This is a genomic window from Streptomyces sp. WAC 06738, assembly GCF_003945505.1.
Classification (GTDB): Bacteria; Actinomycetota; Actinomycetes; order Streptomycetales; family Streptomycetaceae; genus Streptomyces.
This window is the reverse complement of sequence record NZ_CP029618.1, coordinates 4,172,714-4,199,244: the sequence shown is the minus strand read 5'-3', so window position 1 is coordinate 4,199,244 and position 26,531 is coordinate 4,172,714. Positions and strand designations below refer to the sequence as shown.

Below are 26,531 nucleotides of genomic sequence, written 5' to 3'. Positions count from 1 at the left end.
CCGCGTGCGCTGGAACGTTTTGGCTGTCCGATGCTCCGCAGGTAACGTGTGCGCCTCCTCCGGCCGATCCAAGGTCAACCCCCGGGAGGCGCCCAGCAGTCGAGTGAACGAAGGTCGAGATGAAGTACGTCATACGCGGGCACCGCGTCGCCGTCGCGGCGGCCGGAACGGCGGCGTTGCTGGCGCTCACCGCCTGCGGCAGCGACGACGAGGGGGACGGCGGAGCGAGCGGGGGACCCGCGCAGACGGACGCCGTCGAGGCGATGCGCGCCGCCACGTCCGTGCACGCGGTCGGCGAGATGATCGTCGTCGCCGACCCCGCCCAGATCGACGTACGGCTGGACGACAAGGGCAACTGCGTCGGCAGCGCCACCACCGACGACGGTGCCGTGGAGTTCGTCATGCAGGGCGACAAGGCGTGGATGAAGCCGGACGCCGCCTACCTGGACTCCGAGTACATGTACGACGACGCGGTGATCGAGCAGATCGAGGGCTCGTACCTGGCGGAGACCAGGTCCGACGTCCAGTCGGCCATCACGGACCTCTGCAAGATCGACACGTATGCCGAGCAGACCGACAGCGTCGTGTCGTTCAGCCCCAAAATGACGCAGAAGGAGCAGACGAAGCACAAGGGCGTGCCGGTCGTGCCCTACGTGAACGAGGACCCCATGAACAGCGACGGCGCCGGCATGAAGATCGCCGCCGAGGGCAAGCCGTACCCGGTGACCATCACGGACCCCGAAGGGGCCGAAGTCGACCTGGCGTTCTCGGCGTTCGGTGAGCCGGTGAAGCCGAAGGCTCCCTCCGCGGATTCGGTGCTGACGGAGGACCAGGTCATGGACCTCGAGTACGAGGCCATGTAGCGGGCGGCCTCGCCGCCTTCGGGGGAAGCGGCGGCGGTACGGGTCGGGGGGCCCGTTCCGCCGCCGGCTGCCGTTTCCGGGCGGGTCCTTCCCACGGGACGGCCCGGAGGACCCCCGGGATCACTGCCTACGATGGAGACATGGCTGGGGCGAGCGGTCTGCTGATCGCGGGCCGGTACCGGTTGGACCGACCGGTGGGACAGGGCGGCATGGGCCGGGTGTGGAGCGCTCGCGACGAGCTGCTCGACAGACGGGTCGCGGTCAAGGAGATCCTCTTCGCCGCCGACGTCGGGGAGAGGCAGCGGGAGAAGCAGCTACGCCGCATGATCGTCGAGGCCCGCGCCGCGGCCCGCCTCAACCACCCGGGCATCACCACCGTGTACGACGTCGTGGAGCACGACGGCGCCCCGGTGATCGTGATGGAGTTCGTCGCCGGCAGCTCCCTCGCCGCCGTCCTGCGGGAACGCGGGCGGCTGCCGGTGCCGCGGGTGGCGGAGATCGGCGTCCAGGTCCTCGACGCGCTGGCCGAGGCGCACGCGGCGGGCGTGGTGCACCGCGACCTGAAGCCGGACAACATCCTGGTGACCGACCGGCGCGCGGTGATCACCGACTTCGGCATCGCCGCCATCGCCGACGCGGCGGGCCCGGAGGGCGCGGCGGGCCTGACGACCACGGGCGGCATGCTCGGCACGCCCGCCTACGCCTCCCCCGAGCAGTTGAACGGCGAACCGGCCACCGCCGCCTCCGACATGTGGTCGTTCGGCGCCACGCTGTACGCGGCCGTGGAAGGCCACCTGCCGTTCCACGGCGAGAACCTGTGGACGCTGCGCCAGGCCGTCTCCGCATCCGCCCCGGCGCCTTTCCGCCACGCGGGACCGCTGGCCCCGGTCCTCACGGCGCTCCTGGCGAAGAACCCCGCCGACCGGACGACCCTCGCCGCGGCGGCAGCGGAACTCCGCGCCCACACCCCCGCCCCGCCCCCGGCCCACCCCCGCAAGCTGCGCCGCCCCTGGAAACTCCTCCCCACCCGCCGCACCCACCACCCCGCGTACGCCCCGCGACTCCCGCCGACGCGGGTCATGCGGGCGGACCCCGTGGAGGAACTGGAACGCGCGGCGCGGGAACGGCTCCACAGCCAGGTCCAGGTCCACCTCGGCCTCCTGGACGTCATCGCCGCGGCACCGCCGTCGGACGCGGACCTGCTGACGGGCCTGCAGAACCTCAAGGACACGCACACCCACCGGGTGGGCCGCATCCTGGAGGACGAGGAGCACAAGTTGCTCCGCTTACGGGACCTGGAGGACGAGGAGTCGCGCCGGGCGATGGAACCGTACGCCTCCCACCACGGCGCCTGGCTGGCCACCCACCGCGACGCGCTCGCGGCCCTGGACGAAACGCTGCCGCTGTCGCCGGCCCTCCTGACGGGCGAAAGCCCCCGCGAGGCATTGCTGTCGGCGGTCGCCGCCTTCAGAACCCACATGCTCGCCATGCAGTCGGACTGAGCGGCGAGGACCGGGCGGTTCCGGCACACGACCGTCTCGTCCGCCCTGCGAGGCCACCACCCCCAGCTCACCCACCCCGCGCCTCCGCTGTCACCGCGGACCGGGAAACGCGGATCGCGGCGGCGGTCGCGGCCCGGCCCGCAGGCATGCGCCTGGCTGACGCCGTCACCGAAGCAGTGGTCCGGCAGTACACGAACACCGGCGAGCGCGAGCACCAGCGCCGGAGGACTGCTCGTACTCTCCGGCTCACTGCCCGACCGGCTCCGCACGGCACTGGACCCGCTCGCGCCCGCGTTCGACGCCGCCGAGCAACACACCGGCAGTGAGGCGGCGTCGTGAGCCGGGCGCGATCACGGCCCCCTAGGCTGGTCGCTCGGAGAGGACCACGTCGAGGCGGGGCCGACATGCGCACTGCCCGGCGGCGACGCAGGTGAAGGGCGCCATGAAGATAGGTTTCGCACTCCCCCAGTTCCACCGCCAGGCCTTCGACGTCGCTCGGACCGCCACGTTCGCCGCCGCGATCGAGGAGGCCGGAGGCGCCAGTCTCTGGGTGGGCGACCGCAATCTGGCCGCGGTCCGGCCCGTCGTGGGCTACGGCGGGCGGGGAACCACCATTCCGGAGGAACTGAACCCCGCCGCCGACCCGTTCGTCCTGCTCGGTGTGGCGGCCGCCTCGACCAGCCGGGTGCTCCTGGGCTCTCACGTACTGATCGCCCCGCTGTACCCGCCCGTCCAACTGGCCCGGTCGCTGACGACGATCGACCTGATCAGCGGCGGGCGGCTCCTCCCCGGCTTCGGGATCGGCTGGTCTCCCGAGGAGTACCGGGCGGCCGGGCTGGACTTCACCCGCCGCGGCGCGCGCATGGACGAACTGCTCGACGTCCTCGACGCCATCTGGACCACCGACCCGGCGCGGTACGAGGGCGACCAGCTCTCCGTGCCGGAGCACCACTCGCCCCTGAAGCCCGCGCGACGGCCCCGGCCGCCCTTCTACCTCGGCGCGCTGTCCGAGCGGGCCCTGCGCCGGGTCGCCCGCCGCGGCGACGGCTGGCTGCCGTTGACGGTCGTGCCCAGCTACGTGGACGTGGACGGGCTCCTCGCGCAGCGTTCGACCCTGGACGAGCTGGCCCGGCAGGACGGCCGCGACCCCCGGGCCATCGACACGGTGCTGCGGGTGAACATCGACGCGGGGACGAGCACGGCGAAGGTCGTCGACACCGTCAAGGACATCCACGAGCGGACCGGAATCGACCACTTCATGATCGACTCGATGTACGAGATCGACACCGTCGAGGGCTCGGTGGAGCACGCCCGGCGGATCCTCGAACTCGCCGGGAGAGGCTGAGCCCACGCCGAAGCGCGGGCCGCGGCCGTCGTCACGCCTTGGCGCACTCCACGTGGCCCCAGCCCGTGCCGTTCTTCGCGATCGTCGTGCCCGCCTCGTACGGCCGGCCGCAGCGGCAGCGGCCCGGGTACTTGGCCTTCAGGGTTCCGGTCCTGCCGGAACGGCGCTTCGGGGCGGCGGACGGGACGCGCGCCGGGGCGTCCTCCACCGTCGGCAGCGGGGAGCCGTGGGCCGTGCCCGCCGGGTTCTGGGTGCGGGCGGACTGGGCGGCGGCCGCGTCCGCGGCGGCGTTGTACGGGTCGCCGCCGACCTGGTGCGCGCGGACGTGGACGAGGCGGACGTCGCGGCCCGTGAGGCGGTCGTCGATGCTGCGTACCAGCTCCTGGTTGGCGACCGGCTTGCCCGCCGCGGTCTTCCAGCCGCGCTTCCGCCAGCCCGGCAGCCAGTCGGTCACGGCCTGCATCGCGTACGTGGAGTCCATGCGGACTTCCAGCGGGACGGCCGGGTCCGTGGCTTCCAGGAGCCGCAGCAGGGCGGTGAGTTCGGCGATGTTGTTGGTCGCCGTGCCCAGCGGGCCCGACTCCCAGCGCGCGACCGCGCCGTCCGGGCCCGCCACCACCCACGCCCACGCGGCCGGCCCCGGGTTCGGACTCGCGGCGCCGTCGCATGCGGCGATGATCAGGTCAGCCATGCGGCCGATTCTGCCATCCCGCCGGGGGCCACCCGTCAGCCGACGACCGCCTCGACGAGCACCGGGAGGTCGCTGTCCTGCTGGATGGCGCCGACGAGGAGCGTACGGTCCCCCAGCCGCCAGGCGCTGTGGTGGAGGTAGTCGAGCCCGCCGGTCGGATCTCCCTCCGCCGGTGCCAGCCGGGCGCCGAGCGGCCCCTGCTCCACCTCCGCCGCCACCCGGCGCGACTCCGCCTCCGCCTCCTCGTACAGCGCTTCGAGGGCCTCGAAGCCCTCGTCGTCCTCGTCCACCTCCCGCAGCCACAGCGTCACCGCGAGATGGACCCCGGGCGGATCGCCCTGGATGCCCGCTGTCAGACCGTCCTTCTGCCAGACCCGCGGAAAGGGCGCGCCCGGCCTGGCACGCAGCACCGACCAGCCTTCCTCCGCAAGCGTCGCGGCCAGCAGCTCGCCCGTGAGCTGCGGCGCGGAGGCCAGGCGCTGGACGAGAGCGATGAGTTCGTTCATGTGCTGATCATCCCGTTCGCCGGTACGTGGAACACCTGCAGTCTGCCATCACTCATGGCGTCCGCCACCGACTGGCTGACCGAGCTGTCGGAGAAGAGTTCGCGCAGGTGGTCGGCGCCCTGCGGGCTGGAGGTGGCGTAGCGGACGCCGTTGGCGCCGAGTTCGTCGTTGAGGGCCACCAGACGCTCCGCCTGGTCGATGATCCGGTCCTGGTTGTAGTGGCGGTGCTCCGGGTTGTACTGGGACGACGACCACTGGTTCTCGTTGCCCGTCCACTTCGCCTCGACGAGGAAGTTGTCGGCCGTCGGCCCGCCGTCCACGTGCACCTCGCGGCCGTTCTGCAGCTTGAAGACCTGTTCGTAGTCGGTATGCGTGACGAACCGCTGGTACTGGTACGAGACCCGCTTCAGCAGCTTCTCCGTCAGCCAGTCGATGCGCAGGAACTGCGGGCACATCTGCAGACCCAGCGGGTCGGACCAGGTGAGCGGGTTCGGCGCGTACGCGTAGGTGTCCGGTGCGGCGGCGAGGCCCAGGGGGTCGGGGGTGAGGAACCGGGTGCTGCGCGGGTCGTAGTAGCGGTGGCGGTTGTAGTGGAGGCCGCTCTCCTCGTCCGCGTACTGACCGGGGAAGCGCAGGGGGCAGGCGGCGGGGGCGGCGGGGTCCGCGCCGGCCGGGCCGCCCCACACCGTGGCGCGGTGGCGCCAGACGACCTCGCCTTCCGGGGTGATCAGGTCGGTGGGCGCGCCGACGAGGTCGGTGGCGATGGCGTAGAAGCGCCGGTCGATCTCCTCCTGCGGCGCGTCGCGCAGCGAGCGGCGTTCGCTCTGGGCGACGGGCCGGTGGCCGCCCGGTTCGTAGTCCCAGGTGACGGAGTGGCTGCCGCCGTCGTCGGTGAGCGTCGACTGCTCCGCGAGACGGTCGCCGTCCCAGGCGAAGTCCACGCGCCGGGCCACGGACCCGTCGGCGCCGAGGAGTTCCTTGGCGAGCCGGCGGCCCATCGGGTCGTAGCGGTAGCGCCACCGGCTGCCGCCGGGGGTGACGACCTCGGTGAGCTGGTCGTCCGCGTCCCAGGTGAACTGCCAGGTGCGGCGGGCGCCGGAGAGCGTGCGGCGGGTGATGCCCGTGCAGCGCCCCTGGTCGTCGTAGTCGTAGCGGGACCGTCCTGCGCGCCGGAGGCGGTTGCCCGTGTACGTGAACGCCTCCGGCTCCGCGGCCGTCCCGGGGCCGGCGGCGGCCGCCCCGGCCACCGTGCCCGCTGCCGCGGACGTGACGTTGCCCGCGGCGTCGTAGGCGTAGCGCTCGCTCCAGCCTTCGGCGCGTACCGCCGTGATCCGGCCCTCGGCGTCCAGTTCGAGGGTGCGGGAGCCGGCGTGCAGGTCGTCGAGGCCGACGAGCCGGCCGGCGGGGTCGTAGCGGTAGTCGGTGCGGCCCACGGTGCGGAACTTCGCCGGCGGGTCGTCCGCCGCGGACTCGCCGGGGGCCGTCAGCTCGCGGCCGGTGAGCCGGTGGTTCTCGTCCCACCGCCGACCGATGCGGAACTTGTCGCCGAAGACCCGCTCCGTCTCGCGGCCGATCCCGTCGTACGCGAACGTGACCTCGTGTCCGTCGGCGACCAGCCGCACCGGCAGCCCGTTGTCCGCGTACTCCCACTCGCTGACCGCCCCGGAGGGCGTGCTGCGCCGGCGCCGCCTGCCCAGCTCGTCGTACGCGTAGCCGGTGGTGCGCCCGTTGACGGTCTCGCGCAGCAGCCGCCCGGCGTCGTCCCGCTCCACCTCCAGGACGGCGTCGGCGTTCTGCGCGCGGACCATGCGGCCGTCGGTCCCGTACGCGTACGTGGTGGCGGCGGTGCCGCTGCGCTTCTCCACGATCCGGCCGCGGGAGTCCCGCCGGTACGTCGTCGTCTGCCCGGCGCCGTTGGTGCGCGCGCTCAGCCCGCCGGCGGCGTCGCGGGCGTAGCGCAGCACCCGGCCGTTGAAGTCGGACTCGGCGACGAGCCGGCCGGCGGCGTCGAAGTCGTAGGTCCAGGTGGCGCCGCGGGCGTCGGTGACGGTGGTGAGGCGCAGTTCGGTGTCGTAGGCGAAGAGCCGGCACGCTCCGTCCGCGCCCGTCTGGGCGGCGAGCAGGTCGAAGTGCGTGTACTCGAAGCGCACCGTGGCGCCGGTGGGGTCGGTGTGGGCGACGAGGTTGCCCTCGGCGTCCCAGTGCCAGGTCTCGGCCGTGCCGTCCGGGTGGGTGCGGGTGACGGGCTTGCCCTCCGTGGTCCAGGTGACGTGCGTGACCTGGCCGAGGCCGTCGACGGTGGCGGTGATCCGGCCGAAGGCGTCGCGGCGGCGCTCGATGGCGGCGCCGTGCTGGTCGACGGTGCGCACCGGCAGCCCGCGGGGGTCGCACTCGACGCGGGTGGTGACGCCGAGGGGGTCCGTGAGGGCGGTGAGGCCGCCGGCGTCGTCGTACGCGAAGGTGGTCGTCGCGCCGAGGGGGTCGGTCACCGAGGTGCGGTTGCCGCGCTCGTCGTAGGTGTAGCTCCAGCGGGTGCCGTCGGCGCCGTGGAGGACGAGGGGCAGGTGGATGTCGTTGAACTCGGCGGTGACGCGGGTCTCGTCGGGGGAGACGACGGCGGTGAGGTTGCCGGCCTCGTCGTACTCGTAGCGGGTGGTGTGGCCGAGGGCGTCGGTGTGGGAGCGGAGGCGGTTGCGGTCGTCGTAGGTCCAGTGCTCGGTGTTGCCGAGCGGGTCGGTGACGGAGGTCCGCTGGAGCAGCTCGTTGTGGTGGTGGACCGTGGTGTGGCCGAGGGAGTCGGTGTACGCGGTGGTCCGGGCCGTGGCGTCGTAGGCGATGGTGCAGTCGAGGAAGCCGTCGGGGCCGCTCCCGCGCACGCAGCGGTCCTCGGTGTCGTACGCGAACTCGTACCAGCTTCCGTTGCGGTCGATCCAGGCGGTGACGCGGCTGCGGTCGTCGTAGGTGTAGCGGAACGGTTCTCCGGAGGAGTTGACGACCTCGGTGAGGTTGCCTTCCGGGTCGTATCCGTACGACACGAGGACGGTGCTGTCCTCCCCCTCCCGCAGGGCGAGGGCGGTGATGTTGCCCTCCTCGTCCGTGCGGACGTCCACGTGGTAGCCGCCGCTGTGCCGGATCGCCTCCGGCAGGCCGTCCGCCGCGTAGTCGAAGTCGATCCGCTGCCCGTTGCGATCGGAGACGGCGCGTACGGGGAGCACGAGCGGACCGCCGTCCTCCTGCGCGCCGCCGGCGGCGAAGTGCCGTGTCAGACCGCCGGCCGGATCGGTGACCCGGATCTCGCCACCGGCCGTGCCGTCCCAGACGAGCGGCCAGGCCGGCCCCTCCGCCGGCAGCACGGGCACGCCGGGCCGGGGAACGGGGTACGCCAGCAGCATGCCGTCCTCGGTGGCGAGCGCGGCGCCGTCCGCGTCGATCTCCAGCCGCTGGTCGAAGGTGGAGGCCCACGAGGCGCCGAACCAACGGCCGTAGCGGTACGTGGACAGGTGCGTCCGCGTGCACGTCAGCGCGAGCAGTCCGGGCAGGCGGACGTCGGTCTCGATCATGATCATCTCGCCGGAGACCATGTCGACCGGATCCCCGCCGGGGCACCGGCCCACGGCCGCCTTGCCCTTGGCGACGAGGTTGTCCATGCCGCTGCGCAGGCTGTTGGCGGCGCCGCGGAGCTTGTTGAGGCCCTTGGTCCCGAGGCCCCGGATCGCGGCGGCCATGCCCTTGAGGCCCCCCTTGGCGAGGGCCTTGAGGCCGCCGGCGAGCTTGCCGAGGGTGGTGAGGCCCTTCATGCCGGGGATGCAGTCCAGGGCGGCGAAGGCGACGTCCCAGAGGGAGGCTTCGCCGTTCATGTACTTGTAGAGGGTGTCGGCGAGGACGACGAGGGCGGCGGCGAGGACGACCCAGGCCAGCGGTCCGCCGATGATGAGGACGACGATGCCGAGGACGGCGACGATGACCTTGCAGACGGTGACGATGGTGTCCCAGTTGTCCTTGACCCAGTCGACCGCCTTCTCCCACCACTTGCGGTTCTGAATCCCGGCGTCGGAGGCTTCTTCGAGCTTGTCCTTGGCCTCGGAGGCGGCGTCCTCGCGCATCTTCTTCGCGTCGGCGGCCATCTTCTTCGCGGCTTCGAGGCCGCCTTGGGCGTTGTCGACGGCCGTCTGCGCGGAGGCGCGGGCGGACTTGGCGTCGGTGGCGTTGCGGGTCGCGGCGCGTACCTCGGACTCGTCGGGCTTCTCCTTGCCCTCCTTCCCGTCGTACTCCTCCGTCTTCTTCGTCGCCCGATCCACCCACGAATTCGCCGAATCAAGACGCCCGTTCGCGGCGGTCAGATCACTCTGCGCCTCACGGCCCTTCGCCAGCGCCTTGTCGGCCAGCGACTGGGCCCGCTCCAGCTTCGGCCAGTACGCGGCGAGGGCGTCACCCGCCAGGTCGTAGGAGCGCTGGAGCTTCTTGAGGTTCTTGGGGACTTCCTCGAACTCGTCCTGGAACGCCTTCGCGGTCTTCCCCGCCCACCGCAGCAGCGCGTCCTCACCGGCCATGCCCTTGATCTGCCGCAACGCATCCGCCACGTCATCGGCGAAATCGTGCAGCTCACGCGCCAACTGCTTCACCCGCTCCGGATCACCCGGCGTCGGGTCGTCATCCAGATCGAGTACGTGCCAGTCCGTCGGCCGATTTCCCACTGCTCCCGACCCCCGAAGTCCCCTGCCAAACAGCCCTATCGGTGCCCGAACCACGCTTATCGCTACCCACGCGTGCGTGAAAAGACGACAGGTGGTGGCGTCCGGTTTCAGGCGGTGCTGGAGAGCAGGTTCGTGCCGGGGAGGTGAGGAGGGCCGGGTACTGCTTGCCGGCCGGTGGCCGGGCGGATCGCCCGGCCACCGGCCGTACGTGACCGCGGGTCTGTCACTCGAAGACGAACGGGCCCGGGTTCTGCGGGGTCGTGGCGTCGCAGGTGGCCGTGATGCCGAGGACCGAGACCGTCAGGGACGCGGCCTCCAGCGAGTCGCCGGAGGCGACCGTGCCGTCGAGGGGGCCGGTGTCGGCCGGGGCGCCGGCCGGGATGGCCGGGTTGGAGCTGCCGGAGAACTCGACCGTGTCGGTGCCGTTCCGGGTGAGGGTGAGCGTCGAGGACGCGGAGCCGGCGCCGATCGGGATCGGGGCGGTGATGGCGTCGGTGGTGATGGTGACGGTCGCGGCGGTGCCGTCCTGCGTGGCTTCGAGCGTCGCCTCGCCGGCGCCCCAACTCCCGCAGTCGAACCCGATGGTGGCGGTCTGCGGCTCCACCGCCAGCGCGCTCGGCGCCGCGAGTAACAGCGCGCCGGCGACCGCGGCACCGACGCCCAGGGCGGTGCGTGCGTTCTTCATGGAGTGCCTCTTCCTGTGGGGGGTCGGGGTGGATCACCCCGGATACGTAGGCATTGAGGCAGCTCCTCGTGGCGAGAGCAAGAGCGGCGACCCGACATTTTTGTCATGGGCATCGCTATTGCGCCATGTTTGTTACCGGCGGGTCAACAGCCCCCGGAAGCCGCGCCGGAGCGCGTCCCGTACGCCGGACCGCCGGGTCCTCGCTGCCGCATCTCCCCCGGTCGTGCGCCGCGTGGCGGGGAGCGTGCCCCCAGAGGGGTGATCCTCAGTGCCCTGGGCTTTCGCGCCGTCGTTACCAGCCAAACGGGCGCCTACGCACCCTGCCCCCGGGAAGGCGGCTAGTCCTCATGCAGCGCACCGACGCCGGCCCGGCGTGCTTTCCGCTCGCCGAGTTGCGTCACGCCGTCGACGGCGGCATCGCCGCCTGGCTGGACCGCGCCGGTGCCGGCGCCGACGGCTCCGACCACCTGGCCACGGCGCAGCGCTGGGCGCTCTGCCCGCCCGGGAAGCTGCTGCGGCCGATCACCCTCCTCGCCGCCGCCGGTGCCGTCGGCGGCTCGTACGACGCGGTGCTGCCCGCGGCCGTGGGCCTCGAACTCGCCCACGTCGCGACCCTCGTCCACGACGACATCATCGACGGCGACGAGTTGCGCCGCGGCAAGGCGGCGGCGCACCGCGAATTCGGGCTCGCGCACGGGGTGCTGGCCGCCGACTCGCTCTTCTTCGCCCTCTTCGAGCAGCTCGGCGCCTGCCGGCGGAGCGGGGTGCCCGCGGGCCGCGTGCTCGACGCCGTCGAGGTCCTGGGCGCCGTCGGGCAGCAGACCGCGCGCGGCGTCGCGCAGGAGGTCGCACTCAGCGGCAGCCTGCGCGAGGTGACCGCGGCGGCGGACGGTGGCATCGCCGCGTACGTGGAGATGGCGCGGCTGAAGAGCGCATCGCTGTTCTACTCGGCGTGCCACGTGGGGGCGCTGCTCGGCGGCGGCAGCCCGGAGGAGACGCGGGCGCTCGCGGCGTACGGGGAGGCGATGGGGATCGCGTTCCAGATCCGCGACGACCTGCTGCCGTACGTGCCCGGCGGCGACGCCGGGGACGGCGACGGGGGCGGCGGGCTGCGCGCCGGGAAGCCCGTCTGCAGCGACCTCCGCAACCGCCGCCCCGCGCTGCCCGTACTCCTCGCCCACCGCCTCGGCGGCCGCGCCGAACGGGCCGCCCTCGTCGAACTGGTCGACGGCACGAGCGACGAACTCGCCCGCCAGCGGCAGCTCTCCCGGCTCGCCCGCGACACCGGCGCGCTGGACGCGGCGCAGAAGATGGCCCGCGCGTACGTCGACCGCTGCCGGGAGGCGCTCGCGCCGGTGCCCGCGGGGGCGGACCGCGACCGGCTGGCGTGGCTGGCCGACGAGGTGGCGGGCACGGCGTACGAGCACGACGCGGCGGGCACGGCGTACGGCCATGAGGCGGCGGACACGGCCCGCGGCCACCACCCCGGCGGTGACCGGCCGTGAACGCCCCGCCCCCCGACCCAGCCGCCCCCTTCGCCATGCCCCGCGGCGGGCCCGCCGCCGCCCGCTGGGACCGGCTCTACGAGACCGGCAGGGCCGAGTACATCGACCTCCCCGGCGACCCCGCCACCACCCGCCGCGTCCTCCGCGGGCTCGACCGGTTCCAGCGCCTCACCCTCGGCTACCGCACCTGCGCCCGCCTCACCGCCGCCGAGTTCGGCCCCGCCCCGTACCCTCGCGTCCTCGAACTCGGCGCCGGCTGCGGGCGGCTCGCGTACCGCATCCTCCGCGCCCACCCCACCGCCCGGGTCACCGCCAGCGACGTCAACCCACGCGTCGTCGAAGAGCTGCGCGCCGGGCCGCTCGGCCGGCATCCGCGCGCCCGCTGCGCGGTGCTCGACGCGACGGCGATCGACGCCCCGGCGGGCGCGTACGACGTGGCGGTGATGGCGATGTCGCTGCACCACCTGCCGCCCGCCGGGGTGCTGGCGCTGCTGCGGGAGGGCACGCGGGTGGCGCGGACGCTGCTGCTCGTGGACGGGTGGCGGCACCCGTTGTGCCTGGTCTCGGTGCCGCTGATGTTCCTCACCGGCGGCCCCGCCCAGGCGCACGACGGGCTGATCAGCCTCCGCAAGGTCTACGGGGCCGCCGCCGTCCGGGCACTCGCGGGGATGTGCGGAGCGCCACTACGGGTGCACACTCGGTTCGCACTGCCGGGGTATCTCGTCGCCACCGCCACGCGGTCGTCGTACGCCCCGGCACCTGCCGTCCCGACACGTCTCCGGACCCGAAAGTGAGCCGCAACGGTATGCCCACGAGGACCGAGTTCCTGCCCGCAGCCCACAACGACGACGACTTCGACACCTTCGGCACCGACACCGCCCGCTCGGCCATCGCCCGGTTCCGCAGCCCCATGACGCGGATGCTGCTCGGCACCGACGGTCTGACGACGACGCTCCTGGAGTCGTGGGCGGGCACGCCGATGCGGGTGGGCGACGTGGCGCTGCGGGTCGTCCGCCCCGAGCTGGCCCCGCGCGGCGTCGTCGCGCTGCTCGGGACCGAGGGCGAGGTGCTCGTACGGCACTCGACGCTCAGCGACGCCGGGGGCCGGAGGTGGTCGTGGAACCGGGTCGTGGCCGGCCCCGGCGGCGACCCGGCGCTGCGGCGCTGCCTGACCGACGCCGCGGTGCCGCTGGGCCCCGCGCTGCGGGCGGCGGGCGCGCGGCTGGAGCGCACCGTCGTACGGGCCGGGGTCACGCCGTGGCCGCCGGAGCCGCGGGAGGAGGCGCGGGCGGAGGAGCCGCGGCCGGCGGCGTTCCGGACGTACCGGCTGTGGTGCGGGGACGACGTGCTGGCCGCCGTGCACGAGGTGTTCAACCCCGCGCACGTACCGGCGGACCTGGGGGAGACGGCATGAGCGGCACGAGCACGGCGGCGGGGCCGCGGCGGTTGCGTACGCAGGTCGCCGTCGTGGGCGCGGGACCGGCGGGACTGGTCCTGGCGAACGTCCTCTTACGGGCCGGGGTCGGCGTCGCCGTCGTGGAGCGCCGCTCCCGCGCCGAGGTCGAACGGCGCGCGCGGGCGGGCCTGGTGGAGCACCGGGTCGTCGAGTACCTGCGCGCGCACGGCCTCGCCGACCGGCTGCTCGCCGAGGGCACCCGGCACGGCTGGTGCGACTTCCTGTGCGCGGGCCGGCTGCTGCGCTTCGACTACGGCGCGCAGTCCGGGGGCATCCGGCACTGGGTGTACCCGCAGCAGCTCCTGGTACGGGACCTCATCGCCGACCTCGGCACGGCGGGCCACACCCCGGAGTTCGGCCTGCCGGCGACCCGCGTGCACGTCGACGGCGCCGGTCCCGCGCGGGTGGAGTGCCCCGGGCTGGACATCGAGTGCGACTACGTCGTCGGCTGCGACGGCCCGCACGGCATCACCCCGCAGGCGCTGCCGCCGGACACCGCGCCGCGCGCCGAGCTGGACGAGCGCTACCCGTACGACTGGCTCACGCTCCTCGCGGAGGTCGACCGCGGCGTGCCGGGCGTGGTGTACGCCGTGCACGAGGACGGCTTCGCGGGCGTCATGCCGCGCACGTCCCGTATCGCCCGGCTCTACCTGGAGATCCCCGCCGGGGACGCCACCGCGCGCTGGACCGCGGCGCGCGTGCACGAGCGGCTGCGCACCCGGCTGGTGGGCGCGGGCGCGGCGGTGCCGCGGCTGGGGCGCATCATGGAGACCGGGGTGCTGCGGATGCGCAGCAGCGTGCGGCAGCGGTTCCAGCACGGGCGGCTCTTCCTCGCGGGGGACGCCGCGCACGTGCTGACGCCCTCGGGGGCGAAGGGCATGAACCTCGCCGTCGCCGACGCCGCCGACCTGGCCGACGCGCTGATCCGCCGCTACCGGGACGGCGACGAGACGCACCTGGCCGGCTATACGGCCCGCAGGCTCCCCGAAGTGCTGCGGACCCGCGACCTCGCGGCCGGGTTCCTGGACCTGCTGCACCCGCAGGGGGAACACCCCGCGGACCGCAGGGGGGAGCTGGCGCGGCGGCTGGAGCGGCTACGGGAGCTGGCCGAACCGGGCGCCGCGGGCGCGGCGTTCGCGCACTGGTACGTCGGCGCGGGACCCGGCCTCCCCGTCCCGCGCAGAGCCCCACACGGCACCCCCCACACGATGCAGTCGAGAGAACCCAGGGAGTCCACTCCATGAGCCTTGCGGTCCAGGCGCGGGCGTTGTACGGCTTCTCGCGCGGCAACCAGGCGCTGCTGAGCATCGCCCAGCCCCTGGTCGGCGCGCTGCTGGCCACCGACCACCCCGCGCCGGGCCGCCTGGCCGCCGCCGTCTTCGCCACCGCCGCGGCGTTCTTCGCGGTCTTCGCGGCGAACGACCTCTTCGACGCCCGGCTCGACCGGCGCAGCGCGGCGATGGCCCACACCCGCGCGGCCCCGGACATCGACAGCGCGGGCGGCCGGCACCCGCTGGCGCAGGGCAGGCTGCGCTTCGCGGCGGGGCTCGCGTGGGTGCTGCTGCTGGGCGGGATCGCGCTGGCGGTGGCGGTCGCGCTGAGCTGGGTGTGCGCGGTGCTGTTCGTCTGCGCGGCGCTGCTGGAGGCGGCGTACTGCAAGCTGGCCACGGTCACGGCGTACAAGTTCCTGCTCAGCGGCGCGATGGTGGCGATCGGCGCCTGCGCGGGCTGGTTCGCCTTCTCCGGCACCGTCGACCCGCTGCGCCTCGGGCTGCTGGCGCTGTGGATGGCGGCGTGGGAGATCGGCGGCCGGAACATCCCCAACGACCTCGCCGACGTGGCCGAGGACACCCCGCTCGGCATCAAGACGGTCCCGATCGTCTACGGCCCCCGCGCCGCCGCCCGTCTCTCGGCGGCCCTGCTCCTGCTCACGGCGGCCACGGCCTGCGCCCTGGCCGTGACGGCCTGGCCGTTCTACGGCGCGGTGGGGATCGCGGTCACGGCCCTCACCGCGATCCCCACCCTCGTCCTCCCCGCCGCCCACCTCCTCCGCCAACCCGAACCCCCCACGGCCCTCACGGTCTTCAACCGCGCGTCGTTCCACCCCCTGGGAGTCCTCGCGGCCTTCGTGGCGGGGTCGCTGGTGGTCTGAGGCGGGCGGGGCGGAACACTCACCCGGGCACGGCGGTTCCGCCCTCCGGCCCGGTCACCGGCCTGCTCACGGCCTGCGGAGCGTACGGACCCGCTGCTGGGCGCCGCTCACGGACGCCGCGAGCCGGGTGCGGGCCTGCTCCTGCTCCATGGCGGCCACCATCAGGTCCGACCTGGGGCCGGACACGGGCGACTTGAGCGCCGTGCCGAGGTAGGCGTCGCAGCGGGCCACGATGTCCTGCAGCTCGGTGCGCAGCACGCCTGGCCGGCCCGCGTAGCCCTCGATCACGTGGCGCAGGGTGCGCAGGGGGCCCAGGTCGGCGGCCGTGCTGGGCTTCTGGGCGAACCGGCACAGCAGTTCGTGGACGTCCTTGAGGTACCGGTCGACGTCGTCGAGGTCCTTGGCGGCGTCGTCCGTGAGCCGGTTCCTCCTGTTCCAGGCGAAGACCCGGCGGTTGTGCCGCAAGGTGACGACGGCGGCGGCGAGGACTCCGGTGCTGCTGCAGATCGCCGCGGTGGTCGTGAGGTTCATCGCGCTTCCGTTCGTCGATGCGCGCGGCCCGGCTCCGGTGACACCGGAACCGCGCGAGGTGAGGGTGGGGGGCAGTCGACCGCGGGGCGGTCGGCGGGTCGGTGCGGGGGGAGCTACGTGGTGACGGCGAGGCGCTCCAGGACGTTCAGATCGGCCACCACCAGCTCCCGGTACCCGCTGTCGACCGCCTGCTCGACGGTCCGCAGGTGGCGCAGCGCGTTCTCGACCGTGGACGTGCCGAGCGCGAGGGCATCGGAGATGTCGCTCTGCCGCAGCCCCTTGATCGTGATCCGGTCGGGAGCGACGGGGTCCCTGGTCCCGGCCGTGTGGGCGAGGTGCACCAGGAGCGTGGTCACGCGGGCGAGGGGGGACCTGCGGGTCATGGAATAGACCTTCTCGTCCGCGCGGTTGCGGTCCTCCAGGCTGCGCAGGAGGGCGAGCTGCATCGCCGGATGCTGCTTGAGCAGGACGTTCACCCGCTGCGCGGAGCAGGGCATCACCCACGTCGTACTGAGGCAGACCGTCTTCACCGGCGACCAGGGCTCGATGAGCTTGGCCTCGCCCAGGAACTGGCCGAGGCCGCGGAACCGGGCGATCAGGTCCCGGCTCCGGCCCATCGGGTGGCGCTGCTGGACGACGAAGCCGCCCAGCACGATGAAGCAGTCGCGGTCGTCCTGGCCGAGCGGCAGTTCCTCGCCGGACTGGAAGGTACGGGCATCGGGGCCCCACGTCTGCACCAGCAACGGCCAGATGGCGCGCGGGAGGTGGTACAGAAAGCTGCCCTGGGGCATGGGCCGGCGGCCGGCGAGCACCTCGGCGGGGTTGAAGCCGTCGACCTTCGACGGAAGCGAACCCATCTCTACCCCCGGCCTCCCGGTCGAGCGGGAGGGCCGGCGCGATCGCCGGCCGCGGCGGGGTGGGGCGGGGGTGGGGCGGCAGCGCAGTACGACGGCGCGCCCGCGGAACACGGGGGGCCTGTGCTGCGACGCCGTCGGAGACGGCGCGGTCCAAGGTCCGAGCCTCCTTCTGCTCCGGAACGTGAAATCGGTGGGTCCAGCACCTCTCCCCGTGCCTGTCCGGATGGTGAGTCCGGCTGCGGCACGGGACAAGCGAGGCACCCACATTACCCCCTTGGCATGGCAGATCCCAGCTATGCCCGATCGTTTCCGCAGCCTCACCGAGAATCCCCACCGGCGGGGAATGAAATTCCAGCCAGAGGGGCCTGCACCGGGTGCCACCAGGCACGGAACTCGACGGTTTTTCCCGCGCAACAAGGTTTCTGCAATTGCCCGTGCCGGAACCACGGGATTTCCGGCAGGTAAACGCCGCGGGAGAATACGCGCGGGGGTCACGCAACGCACCGGAGGCTCCAGGGAACCACCCTGGAGCCTCCGGGAAGAGGTCTGGACCCACCAAGGCTCAGACCGACTCCCTATTTAACACCACAGCGTGCAAGTACAGCACCACCGGCGCCTACACCGAGGGAGCATTCCCCACGGGCGGGGCTTTCGGCATCCGGATCGGGGCGCCGTGAAGGGCACCGAGAGTGACCGGTGCCGCACGACACCGACCGTCCGCTTTAGCGGGGTATGCCGCGATTCACCTCTGCGAAAGGCCGCGGGGGCGAACCGCCCGACGCCGGAGCGTACAGGTACGCGCACCCAGCAGACTCGGTGCACTTATGCAAAGGAGGTGCTGCACCCACCCCGCAGGCGCGCGACCCGGGGACACGGACATCGCTTCCCGCACCCCGGCGGCGTGACGATCGGTGAAAGCCTGCCGGCCGCGATACGCCCCGAAAAAAAGGGGGCCGGAATTCCCCTCGGGGACCGGCACGCAATACCCAAGGAGTTTTGTCGACTCACCGTGAGCCAATGGCCCACGCCCGTCCGCCCGGGGGCAACTGATGGTTCGTCAGCGCACGCGCCCGGAGCCCGCGGACACTCCATGCCGCACCAAGAGCGACACCCAACTCCCGTGCCCCACACGGCCCGACACCGCCGCGCGAGGGGCCGCGCCGGGCCTGCCGGCGGACGCCCGGCCGGGCCGGGGGCCGGGTGGCGGACGGCGTCCGCCCCCTCACGCCGGGCGGGCGCCCCCCGTGGACGGTGCCGCCGGTGATTGGTTCACTCTTCCATGAATTCAGGATTCTCTGTATCGTCTCCGGCGTGCTGACCACCGCCACGGACATCGACGTGCTGGCCCGCTTCGGGCGGGCGCTTGCCGACCCCATCCGCTGCCGGGTCCTGCTCGCGCTGCGCGACGGGCCCGGTTATCCCGCCGAGTTGGCCGAGGCGCTCGGCGTCTCCCGGACCCGGCTCTCCAACCATCTGGCGTGCCTGCGCGACTGCGGGCTCGTCGTCGCCGTGCCCGACGGGCGGCGGGTGCGGTACGAACTCGCCGACGCCCGCCTCGGGCACGCCCTGGACGACCTGCGGGCCGCCGTCGTCGCCGTGGCGACGGACCGGACCTGCCCCGACGCCGACGCCGAAGGGTGCTGCTGACGATGGCCGCGGGCGTCGGCACCGGTCCCGGCCAGAGCCGGGCTGCCCTGCTCACCCGCCGGATACGGCTGCTGGTCGCGGCGACCCTCGCGTACAACGTCGTCGAGGCCGTCGTCGCGCTCACCGCCGGGGCCCTCGCCTCCTCCGCGGCGCGCGAGTGCTGCGGCACCGAGCGGGGAGGACCGTCATGAGGGGGTGGGCGTGGGTTGCGCTCGGGCTGTACGTGGCGTGGGGCGTCGCCGCGTTCGGGGTGCGCGGGGTCGTGCAGCGGCGGCGTACCGGGGACGCCGGGTTCCGGGGGATCTCCGGGCGGCCCGGTGAGGCCGCCTGGTGGGCCGGGGTACTTTTCGTCCTCGCCCTCCTCGGCGGCGCCGCCGCGCCGGTGGCGACGCTCGCCGGGCTGCCGACCGCCGTCCATCCCGCGCTGCAGTGGGGCGGACTGGCCGTCACGCTCGCGGCGATGGGCACCACCTTCGTCGCGCAGACGAACATGGGCGCCTCCTGGCGCGTGGGCGTCGAAGCCGGGGAGCGCACCGAGTTGGTCACCGCGGGTCTCTTCGCCCACGTACGCAACCCCGTCTTCACCGCCATGACCGCCGCCGCCACCGGCCTCGCGCTCGTCCTCCCCAACCCGGTGTCCCTCGCGGCCCTCGCCGCGCTGGTCGCCGCGGTCCAGTTGCAGGTCCGGGTCGTGGAGGAGCCGTACCTGGCGACGGTCCACGGCGACGCCTACGCCGCGTACACCGCCCGCGCCGGCCGCTTCCTCCCCGGCATCGGCCGGGGCACGGCCTGACCTCCCGGGCCGTCAGGGGCGGCTGGCGGCGTAGAAGGGCATGCTGTCGACCGGGACGATCTCGACGTTCTTGCCGGTGCGGGGCGCGTGGATCGCCTTGCCGTCGCCGACGTACATGCCGTTGTGCTGCGTGTCGTTGTACCAGTAGATGATGTCGCCGGGCTGCATGTCCGCCTGGCTCACCTTGCGGCCCGCGTCGTACTGCTGCTTGACCGTACGGGGCAGTGAGACCCCCGCCGCGCTCCACGCCGAGCCCGTCAGGCCGGAGCAGTCGAAGGAGTCGGGGCCGGTCGAGCCCCACTCGTAGGGCTTGCCGAGCTGGGCGTACGCGAAGTCCAGTGCCGCCTTCGCGCGGCCGCTCGCCGGGCCGTCGTAGGTGTCCGCCGCGTCGCTCGTGCCGGCCTCGGCCGCGTCGCGCTCCTCGGCGGCGTCGAGGCGGGCGCGTTCCTCCGCGGTGAGGGAGTTGAGGAGCTGCCGCGCCTGGGTCAGCTTCGCCTGGACCTCGTTCTTCTTCTCCGCCGCGGCGGTACGGAACTCCTCCGCCTCGCGCAGCTTCGCCGACGTCTCCTTGCGCTGCTGCGCCAGCTCCCGCTGCCTGTCCTGGAGCACACTGAGCGCCGACGCCTGCCGGTGGCCGACGCGGTCGACCAGCTCGGCCTCCTGGAGATATTCGTCCGGGTCGGCGGAGAGGGCGAGTTGCACGCTGGGGTCGATGCCGCCGTTGCGGTACTGCTCGGCGGCGAGCGGGCCTATCCGGTCCCGCAGGTCGTTGATCTCCTGCTGCTGGCGGGCCGCCTCGTCCTGCGCCTTCTCGGCCTCCTCCTGGAGCCCGCGCTGGCGCTCGCGGGCGGCGTTGTACTCCTCGGTGGGCCCCGTGGCCTCCTCGTACAGCTTCTCCACCTCCGCGCGCACCTCCTCGACGGTGGGCTTCGGCTCGGCCTGGCCGCTCTGGGTCGAGAGCAGGGTGAAGGCCCCGGCGGCGAAGGAGAGGGTCGTGATCCGGGCGCGGCCGGGGGACTTCGGGCGGCGGTGCGCTCCCATGGCGGAGTTGCTCCTCATCCTCGGTGGCGACAGGAACCGAAAGGCAACTTAGTAGATTAGTAGAAGCGCGGGCAAGCGACCCCCTGCAAGCCGGGGGTACGGGCGTCAGACCAGCGCGGGCGGGCAGGCCACCAGCAGCGGCACCAGCGGCACCGTCAGCGCGACCGCCGCCACCGCACCCCGCAGCACCGGGTGCGCGCGCCGCCGCGGACCCAGCACCCGGCGCAGCCGCACCGGCACCGTGCCGCCGCCGACGGCGAACGCCCCGCTCGGCGCGCGGCAGGCCGCCATCTCGTACATCGCCGTGGCCAGCACCCGGCCCGGGTGCCGCCGCAGCGCGCGGTCGTCCGCGGCCATCTCCAGCAGCAGCGCCGTCTGCCGCCGCACCTGCCGCGCCAGCGGCAGCCCGCGGAACACGGCGGCGAAGCCGTCCGCCGCCGCCTGCGGCAGGTGGTGCCGGCCGGCGACGTGCGCCCGCTCGTGCTCCAGGACCGCGTCGACCTGCGCGGCAGACAGCAGCCGCAGCGCGCCCTCGCTGACGACGACGCGCGCGCGGCGGCCCGGCAGGCAGTACGCGACGGGCGTGCCGTGCGCCACGACGGTGGCGCCCAGCGCGGCGGAACGGCGGCCGACCATGTCGAGCACGGCGCGGTGCCGGGCCCGTACCCGCCGCGCCCGCAGGGCGTGCACGCCGACGCTCACCGCCACCGCCCCGGCCACGGCGGCCGGCAGCACGCCCGCCAGCCGGCTCGCGACGCCCGGGTCGGGCCGCCCGGTGCCGAGGCCGAGGTCCACGCCCCGGTCCGGGCCCAGGCCGCAGGAGTGCAGGAAGCCGACGAAGCTGGCGTGCAGATGCTCGGTGGGCGTCGCCAGGTGGTACGCGGCCAGCGCCACGGAGAGCGTGAACGCGACCGCGAGCGCGTGCCACACGGCGACCGCGAGCCGCGGCGCCCGGTGCGGCCACGCGCCGCGCAGCACGAGGCGCGGCGCGACGACACCGAGCACGGCCGCGTACCCCAGGACGGGCAGCGCCTCGCTCACCCCGGTCCCCGGCCCTCGCCCCGGCGGCCGGCGTCGCTCTCGCGCAGCGCCTTGCGCAGGGCGGCGACCTCGTCGTCGGTCATGCCGTCGACGAAGTGGGCGAGGGCGGCGGACCGGTCCTCGCTGGCGCCGAGGGCGTCCTCCATCAGCGCGGCGGAGTACGCCTCCCGGCTGCGGACGGGGGTGTAGAGCCAGGCCCGGCCCTGTTTCGTACGGACCAGCCAGCCCTTCTGGTACAGGATGTTGGCGACGGTCATGACCGTCGTGTAGGCCAGCTCGCGGTCGTTGTTGATGTCGTCGACGATCTCGCGGACGGTGGCGGGGCGCTCCCACTTCCACAGCCGGTCCATGATCTCCGCTTCGAGATCCCCCAGCCGCCGCATGATGTTTCCCCTCCGCAGGCGATGCGCGCAGCCACATCGTAGCCAGGGGCGGCGGCCCTGGGGCCGGGGGCGATGGCGGGCGGGAAGGATCACCTGCGCCAGAGCTGGCCGGTGTAGTTTCCGCAGGGGTTGAGCACCAGGCCGACGTTGATGGCGGGAGGCCCGGCCGTGTCCATGCACAGTCCCGTGGTCTGGTTGACCAACTGGCCGGTGCCGGGATCGTGGTGCCATACCTGGCCGGTGTAGTTCCCGCACGGGTTCACCACCAGGCCGGCCCCCGTGGCGGGGGCTCCTGCCGTGTCGAGGCACAGTCCGCTGGGCGGGTTGGCAAAGTGACGATCGTTCTCGTCGTAGGTCCAGCTCTGGCCGGTGTAGTTCGCGCAGGCACGCACTTGTACTTCGACACCGGGTCCCTGGGGACCGTTGGTGTCGATACACAACCCGCTGGAGATATTGGTGATCGGGCCGTTGCCGCCGGCCGGGGGAGTCTCCTCCCGCGGAGCCGGATCGGGGTCGCTCTCGCCGGTCTCCCCGACGGACGCGTCCTCGTCCGCGGGAGCGTCCTCGTCCACGGCGGCGTCTTTCTCCGCAGGGGCGCCCTCGCCGCCCGCGCCCACGGAGCCCCTGTGGCCGTTCGGGGCGGTGCCCCCGGTCGGAGCCGGATCGGCTCCCTCCCGTAACTGATCGAAATTGGTGATCCCGAAGAACGCCAGCACGGTTATGCCGGAGGCCGCAACGCCGAGCCACACCGACACCTTGTTCTCTGCCATGACTTTCCCCCCGCGCACCCCACTGCGGACAAGCCGACGATAATGCACACGAGTTCAGGTGTCCGGCGAGTTCCCAGGCCACCGCGCGGCACGGTGACGCACGGGTTCGGATAGCGCAGAGCGGCATTCCGTCGACTATTCGTTCGAGCCGAAGAAAGAGAAGACCGTACCGGCCGGAGGGCGGCCCTGGGCCCGGGGGCGGTGGCGGCGCTGGTTAGGCTGCGACGACCATGACCGCCCGTCCCCACCTCGCCCCCGCGCCCCCCGCGCTCGCCGCCGGATGCGTGCTGCTGCCGCAGCTCGGGTCGGTGCTGCCCGCCGGGGCGCCGCGGGCGCAGGGGTGCCTGTGGCTCTTCGCCCTCTCGGCCGTCGCCGGGTGGCTGGTCGCGGGGCGGCAGCGGCGTACGGAGACGGGCGGGCTCGCCGTCCTCGTCGCCGTGCAGCTCGCGCTCGACCTGCTCTGCGTGGTCACCGCCCCGGCCGTCGCGGGCCCGGGACACCCGCCGTGGGGGCTGCTCGCCGCCCAGGCCGTCGCGCTGCTGATCTCCGCGCGGCTCCTCGGCGCCGCGGACGCGCTGCTGGTGCGCGGCCGGACGCTGGTCGCCGAGGTGCGCGGGTACGTCCTCGCGCACCGGCTCGTACGGGCCGCGCACCCCGCGTACGCGCCGCCCCGCCCGCCGCTCCCCGCCGCCCAGGCCCCGCCCCGCCGGCACCGCGGCCCGGCGGGGCTGCGGCTGCGCGCGCCCCCGGCGTACGGCCCGCTCCCCGCCCGGCAACCGGTCCCGGGCCGCCTCGCCCTCGCCTCCTGACGGTCGCGGACGGGAACGCGGTGCCGGCCGGCGCCGCCGGTACGTACGCCACCGCCCGCCCGCACCCGTCGTGAGGAACCCGTGCCCGAGAACCGCACCACCACCCAGAGCCGGAACAAGAAGAAGCACCTCTACGCCACCGTGATCATCGCCGGCGTCTTCGTCGCGGTCTTCGCCCTCGCCGCCGCCTTCCTGCCCGGCGACGACTCCCCCGGCGACGCCACGCCCGCCGCCGACGCCCGCGTCGTACGCGCCGACAGCCACCGCCTGACCTCGCCCGCCGACAGCGAGCTGACCCTCGTGGAGTTCCTCGACTTCGAGTGCGAGGCGTGCGGCGCGTACTACCCGGCCGTCGAGAAGCTCCGCGAACGCTACGGCGACCGCGTCACCTTCATCGCGCGCTACTTCCCCATGCCCGGCCACCGCAACGGCGAACTCGCCGCCCGCGCCGCCGAGGCCGCCGCCCGGCAGGACAAGTTCGACGAGATGTACCGCAAGCTCTTCGACACCCAGGCGGAGTGGGGCGAGGCGCAGGAGTCGAAGGAGGACGTCTTCCGCGGCTTCGCCCGCGAACTGGGCCTGGACATGGCCCGCTTCGACCGCGACCTGGCGGCCCCGCGCACGGCCGACCGGGTCCGGGCCGACCAGCGCGACGGCCTCGCGCTGGACGTCCAGGGGACGCCGACGTTCTTCCTCGGCGGCGAGAAGATCTCCAACCCGCAGTCGTACGAGGACTTCGCCGCCGCCATCGACGAAGCGCTCGCGCGCTGACCCGGGGCGGCTACGGCTTCATGAGGCCGCCGCGCTCCTGGAGCATGTCCCGCATCAGCTTGATCTCCGACTGCTGCCCGCGCAGCGTGGTCTCCGCCAGCCGCCGCACCACCCGCGTCTCCACCGCGCCCGCCGCCATCTGCGACATCTGCACTCCGCCCTGGTGGTGCGCGGTCATCAGCCGGAGGTACAGCACCTCGGCGTCCCTGCCGTCCGCCTCCCGCAGCCGGCGGAGCTGGGTGTCGGTGGCCATGCCGGGCATCAGCGACCCGTCGCGCGCCTCGAAGGGCATCTCGTGGCCCATCCAGGCCATCGGCGGCTCGCCCGACGACTTCGGCAGCTCCCACTCGTCCAGCCAGCCGAGGAGCATGCCGCGCTGGTTGGCCTGGGTGTTGACGACGTCGTACGCGAGCCGGCGCACGTCCTCGTCGCCGGTGCGGTCGCGCACGATGAGGGACATCTCCACGGCCTGCTGGTGATGCACGATCATGTCGCGGGCGAACCCGGCGTCCGCGGAGCCGGTGTCCGGGACGGCGGGGGCGTCGTCGCCGTCCGCGCCGGTGGCGAGGACGGCGAGGAACGCACCGCAGACGAGGACCGCGGCGGCCAGCATCGCGAGCGGCCACCGCAGGGCGGGCCGGAGGAGCGTCACGCGTCCTTCCCACCGGTGCAGGCGGCACCCTGCTCGGGGGTCTGCGGACCCTGGACGTACTTGTCGAAGAACTTGCCCACCTTCGGGTCGGCCGCCTTCTCGACGGTGAGCTGCTTGCCCCAGGCGGAGAGGGTGATCGCCCCGGTCTGGTCGGGGTGGGGGCTCATCAGCGAGTACGGGGTGTTGGTGACGCGCTCGGAGAGGGTCTTGACGTCCGCTTCCTTCGCCTTGTCGCCGTACGTGACCCACACGGCGCCGTGCTCCAGGGAGTGCACGGCGTTCTCGTCGCGTATCGGCTGGTCGTAGACGTCGCCGTTGCAGTTCTGCCAGGCGGGGTCGTGGTCGCCGCCGGCGGGGGGCGTCATCTTGTAGTCGACGTCCTCGGTGACGTGGTTCTGGTCGAGGTCGTCCCAGCTCTGCTCGCCCTTGAGGGGCGCGGCGGCGGCCTTCTCGTCCTCGCGGGCGCTGTCGACGATGAAGTAGCCGCCGACGGCGGTGGCGACCACGACGACGGCGGAGGCGAGATAGGTGATCTGCTTGCTGCGCCGCTCCCGGGCGGCTTCCTTGCGGCGCATCTCCTCGACGCGGGCACGGCGGGCGGCGGCTTTGGACTTGGCGGAACCCATGGTGTGCGGACCCTTCTCCCCGGGACGCGCGCGGACGCGGCGGGCGCGGGCGCGCGGCGGGGTGTGTGTAGGGGGAGTGGACGGAGTACGGGGTGGGCGCACGCACCGGGCGCCGCGGGCGGCGGTCCGGTTCTGGGGCGTGCGCGGGGGCCCGTCCTAGGTCCGCTGGACCTGGAGTTGGTGGAGATCGGGGGTGCCGAGAGCGCCGGGCGGGGCCGGAGTGACGCCGCAGCCGGCGACGGCGGCCGCGCTGGACGCGTACGAGGGAGCGGTGCCGGGCGGCGGAGAGAACGCGGGCCCGGAGAAGGGCGCGGCGGGCGCCCGCTCGGAGGCGGCGGGACACTCCCCGGCGGGAGCGCCGGGGGCGTGGACGGAGGTGCAGTCCAGGGGGAGGGCCGCGGCGCCGGCGGAGGGGACACCGGCCGGGAGGGGGCCGCCGGGTGGGCCGCCGGGCCGGGGGGCATCGCCGGGTGGGCCCTCGGGCTGGGGGTTGTCGCCGGGCTGGACCCCGGCCCGGAGGCCGTCGGCCGGGAGGGGGCCACCGGATGGCGCGTCGGCCGGGAGGGCATCGCCGGGTGGCCCGTCGGCCGAGAGGAGGTCGGCGGGGGAGGCGCCGGCCCGCGGACCGTCGCCCCGTAGCGCGTCGGGGCGAAGCGTCGCCAGGACGTCGGTCTGCGGGGCGTCGGCGCGGAGGACGAGTCCGTGCGCCCCGGCGGTGCCGGAGCGGCCGGCGTCGGCGCAGGACGCCGCCCCGGCGAGGAGGCCCAGGAGGACGAGGACGTAGCCGAGCAGGCGGAGGCGGCGCACCGCGGCGTCCGGAACCCTGCGTGGCCTGGTCATCGCCGCGCATCGTAGCCCGCCCGCCCCCGCCGCAACAGCGCCCCGCACCGGGAACGGCCCCCCGCGGCCCCCGCCCCGGCCGCACCACGGCCACCCTCCGCACCCACCCCGGGGCCACCACACCAACCCCGCACACCCCTACCAACACCGCGTACCTGCATCAAGCTCGCGTACCCACACCAACCCCGCACACCCGCCCAAGGGTAGGCCGCCCCACCGACAACGCCCGTCGAGCGGCCCCCGCGCGCACCCCCGGCCCGGCCGCCGCCCGAGCCCACACCCGAGGCGCCCCCGGACCACCCGCACCCGGCCGCCCCCGCCCCGCCGATTACCGTCTAGGGAGAACCGCAGATCACCCCACCCCCGAGGAG

Annotated in this window: 25 protein-coding genes and 2 pseudogenes; 14 read left to right on the top strand and 13 right to left on the bottom strand. The window is 73.9% G+C overall.

What is annotated here, in order from left to right:
• Positions 1–119: 119 nt before the first annotated feature.
• The 4 genes and pseudogenes from DMB38_RS18190 (at position 120) to DMB38_RS18175 (ending at position 3,710) form a co-directional block, all read left to right on the top strand.
• Positions 120–863 (top strand): hypothetical protein, encoded by a 744-nt coding sequence (locus tag DMB38_RS18190; protein ID WP_125936074.1) that lies wholly within the window; start codon positions 120–122, stop codon positions 861–863.
• 140 nt (positions 864–1,003) lie between these two features.
• Positions 1,004–2,365 carry a serine/threonine-protein kinase gene (locus DMB38_RS18185; RefSeq protein WP_125936073.1) on the top strand — a complete coding sequence of 454 codons (1,362 nt, stop codon included), beginning with the start codon at positions 1,004–1,006 and terminating at the stop codon, positions 2,363–2,365.
• Positions 2,366–2,448: 83 nt separating this feature from the next.
• A pseudogene (locus tag DMB38_RS36950) lies at positions 2,449–2,704 on the top strand (TetR family transcriptional regulator); the annotation flags it as partial.
• 103 nt (positions 2,705–2,807) lie between these two features.
• Positions 2,808–3,710, top strand: coding sequence for a TIGR03619 family F420-dependent LLM class oxidoreductase (locus tag DMB38_RS18175; RefSeq protein WP_125936072.1), 903 nt, complete (start codon positions 2,808–2,810; stop codon positions 3,708–3,710).
• Between the two features lie 31 nt (positions 3,711–3,741).
• On the opposite strand, the gene DMB38_RS18170 is transcribed toward DMB38_RS18175, so the two are convergent.
• From DMB38_RS18170 to DMB38_RS18155, 4 genes are all read right to left on the bottom strand, one after another.
• On the bottom strand, positions 3,742–4,401 hold the full coding sequence (locus DMB38_RS18170) for a ribonuclease H (RefSeq protein WP_125936071.1): 660 nt from the start codon (positions 4,399–4,401) through the stop codon (positions 3,742–3,744).
• A 35-nt stretch (positions 4,402–4,436) separates the two neighbouring features.
• Positions 4,437–4,907 (bottom strand): hypothetical protein, encoded by a 471-nt coding sequence (locus DMB38_RS18165; RefSeq protein WP_125936070.1) that lies wholly within the window; start codon positions 4,905–4,907, stop codon positions 4,437–4,439.
• On the bottom strand, positions 4,904–9,601 hold the full coding sequence (locus tag DMB38_RS18160; protein ID WP_125936069.1) for an RHS repeat-associated core domain-containing protein: 4,698 nt from the start codon (positions 9,599–9,601) through the stop codon (positions 4,904–4,906). The genes DMB38_RS18165 and DMB38_RS18160 overlap by 4 nt, the downstream gene beginning before the upstream one ends.
• Before the next feature lie 223 nt (positions 9,602–9,824).
• A complete protein-coding gene (locus tag DMB38_RS18155) occupies positions 9,825–10,286 on the bottom strand; it encodes a hypothetical protein (RefSeq protein WP_125936068.1) in 462 nt (153 codons plus the stop codon).
• 347 nt (positions 10,287–10,633) lie between these two features.
• On the opposite strand from DMB38_RS18155, the gene DMB38_RS18150 reads away from it, so the two are divergent.
• Genes DMB38_RS18150 through DMB38_RS18130 form a run of 5 tightly spaced genes read left to right on the top strand, consistent with a single transcriptional unit; the run spans position 10,634 to position 15,399 of the window.
• Positions 10,634–11,791 carry a polyprenyl synthetase family protein gene (locus DMB38_RS18150; RefSeq protein WP_125936067.1) on the top strand — a complete coding sequence of 386 codons (1,158 nt, stop codon included), beginning with the start codon at positions 10,634–10,636 and terminating at the stop codon, positions 11,789–11,791.
• On the top strand, positions 11,788–12,585 hold the full coding sequence (locus tag DMB38_RS18145; protein WP_125936066.1) for a class I SAM-dependent methyltransferase: 798 nt from the start codon (positions 11,788–11,790) through the stop codon (positions 12,583–12,585). Before DMB38_RS18150 ends, DMB38_RS18145 begins: the two co-directional genes overlap by 4 nt.
• An 11-nt stretch (positions 12,586–12,596) precedes the next feature.
• Complete coding sequence (locus tag DMB38_RS18140) at positions 12,597–13,205, top strand: hypothetical protein (RefSeq protein ID WP_125936065.1); 609 nt, start codon at positions 12,597–12,599, stop codon at positions 13,203–13,205.
• Positions 13,202–14,491, top strand: a complete 1,290-nt coding sequence (locus DMB38_RS18135; protein ID WP_125936064.1) for an FAD-dependent monooxygenase — start codon at positions 13,202–13,204, stop codon at positions 14,489–14,491. Before DMB38_RS18140 ends, DMB38_RS18135 begins: the two co-directional genes overlap by 4 nt.
• Positions 14,488–15,399, top strand: a complete 912-nt coding sequence (locus tag DMB38_RS18130) for a UbiA family prenyltransferase (protein WP_240662352.1) — start codon at positions 14,488–14,490, stop codon at positions 15,397–15,399. Before DMB38_RS18135 ends, DMB38_RS18130 begins: the two co-directional genes overlap by 4 nt.
• A gap of 66 nt (positions 15,400–15,465) precedes the next feature.
• Here the strand turns inward: DMB38_RS18130 and DMB38_RS18125 are convergent, their stop codons facing one another.
• Positions 15,466–15,930 (bottom strand): hypothetical protein, encoded by a 465-nt coding sequence (locus tag DMB38_RS18125; RefSeq protein ID WP_125936063.1) that lies wholly within the window; start codon positions 15,928–15,930, stop codon positions 15,466–15,468.
• A gap of 113 nt (positions 15,931–16,043) precedes the next feature.
• Complete coding sequence (locus DMB38_RS18120) at positions 16,044–16,787, bottom strand: Crp/Fnr family transcriptional regulator (protein ID WP_125936062.1); 744 nt, start codon at positions 16,785–16,787, stop codon at positions 16,044–16,046.
• Positions 16,788–18,098: 1,311 nt separating this feature from the next.
• Between DMB38_RS18120 and DMB38_RS18115 the strand changes: the two genes are divergently transcribed.
• The 3 genes and pseudogenes from DMB38_RS18115 to DMB38_RS18105 all read left to right on the top strand — a co-directional run bounded on the left by DMB38_RS18115 (position 18,099) and on the right by DMB38_RS18105 (position 19,227).
• Positions 18,099–18,434, top strand: coding sequence for a metalloregulator ArsR/SmtB family transcription factor (locus DMB38_RS18115; protein WP_047016963.1), 336 nt, complete (start codon positions 18,099–18,101; stop codon positions 18,432–18,434).
• 2 nt (positions 18,435–18,436) lie between these two features.
• Positions 18,437–18,586: pseudogene (locus tag DMB38_RS18110) on the top strand (cation transporter); the annotation flags it as partial.
• Between the two features lie 35 nt (positions 18,587–18,621).
• Positions 18,622–19,227, top strand: a complete 606-nt coding sequence (locus DMB38_RS18105) for an isoprenylcysteine carboxylmethyltransferase family protein (RefSeq protein ID WP_125936061.1) — start codon at positions 18,622–18,624, stop codon at positions 19,225–19,227.
• A 12-nt stretch (positions 19,228–19,239) separates the two neighbouring features.
• Here DMB38_RS18105 and DMB38_RS18100 read toward each other — a convergent pair whose 3' ends face one another.
• From DMB38_RS18100 to DMB38_RS18085, 4 genes are all read right to left on the bottom strand, one after another.
• On the bottom strand, positions 19,240–20,268 hold the full coding sequence (locus DMB38_RS18100; RefSeq protein ID WP_125936060.1) for an NlpC/P60 family protein: 1,029 nt from the start codon (positions 20,266–20,268) through the stop codon (positions 19,240–19,242).
• A 105-nt stretch (positions 20,269–20,373) separates the two neighbouring features.
• Positions 20,374–21,309, bottom strand: a complete 936-nt coding sequence (locus tag DMB38_RS18095) for a M56 family metallopeptidase (protein ID WP_125936059.1) — start codon at positions 21,307–21,309, stop codon at positions 20,374–20,376.
• Positions 21,306–21,692: a BlaI/MecI/CopY family transcriptional regulator gene (locus DMB38_RS18090; protein WP_125936058.1), complete on the bottom strand. Its 387-nt coding sequence runs from the start codon at positions 21,690–21,692 to the stop codon at positions 21,306–21,308. Before DMB38_RS18090 ends, DMB38_RS18095 begins: the two co-directional genes overlap by 4 nt.
• 89 nt (positions 21,693–21,781) lie before the next feature.
• Positions 21,782–22,462 (bottom strand): RICIN domain-containing protein, encoded by a 681-nt coding sequence (locus tag DMB38_RS18085; RefSeq protein WP_125936057.1) that lies wholly within the window; start codon positions 22,460–22,462, stop codon positions 21,782–21,784.
• A gap of 230 nt (positions 22,463–22,692) precedes the next feature.
• Here DMB38_RS18085 and DMB38_RS18080 point away from each other — a divergent pair, with 230 nt between their 5' ends.
• Together DMB38_RS18080 and DMB38_RS18075 are read left to right on the top strand one after the other, a co-directional pair.
• Positions 22,693–23,271, top strand: coding sequence for a hypothetical protein (locus tag DMB38_RS18080; RefSeq protein WP_240662350.1), 579 nt, complete (start codon positions 22,693–22,695; stop codon positions 23,269–23,271).
• An 81-nt stretch (positions 23,272–23,352) separates the two neighbouring features.
• On the top strand, positions 23,353–24,042 hold the full coding sequence (locus DMB38_RS18075; protein ID WP_125936056.1) for a thioredoxin domain-containing protein: 690 nt from the start codon (positions 23,353–23,355) through the stop codon (positions 24,040–24,042).
• A gap of 10 nt (positions 24,043–24,052) precedes the next feature.
• Here the strand turns inward: DMB38_RS18075 and DMB38_RS18070 are convergent, their stop codons facing one another.
• The 3 genes from DMB38_RS18070 to DMB38_RS18060 all read right to left on the bottom strand — a co-directional run bounded on the left by DMB38_RS18070 (position 24,053) and on the right by DMB38_RS18060 (position 26,160).
• Positions 24,053–24,715 carry a DUF305 domain-containing protein gene (locus DMB38_RS18070; RefSeq protein WP_125939115.1) on the bottom strand — a complete coding sequence of 221 codons (663 nt, stop codon included), beginning with the start codon at positions 24,713–24,715 and terminating at the stop codon, positions 24,053–24,055.
• A complete protein-coding gene (locus tag DMB38_RS18065) occupies positions 24,691–25,320 on the bottom strand; it encodes a DUF3105 domain-containing protein (protein ID WP_125936055.1) in 630 nt (209 codons plus the stop codon). Before DMB38_RS18065 ends, DMB38_RS18070 begins: the two co-directional genes overlap by 25 nt.
• 156 nt (positions 25,321–25,476) lie before the next feature.
• Entirely contained in the window at positions 25,477–26,160 is a 684-nt protein-coding gene (locus DMB38_RS18060; RefSeq protein ID WP_125936054.1) for a hypothetical protein, read from the bottom strand.
• Positions 26,161–26,531 lie beyond the last annotated feature (371 nt).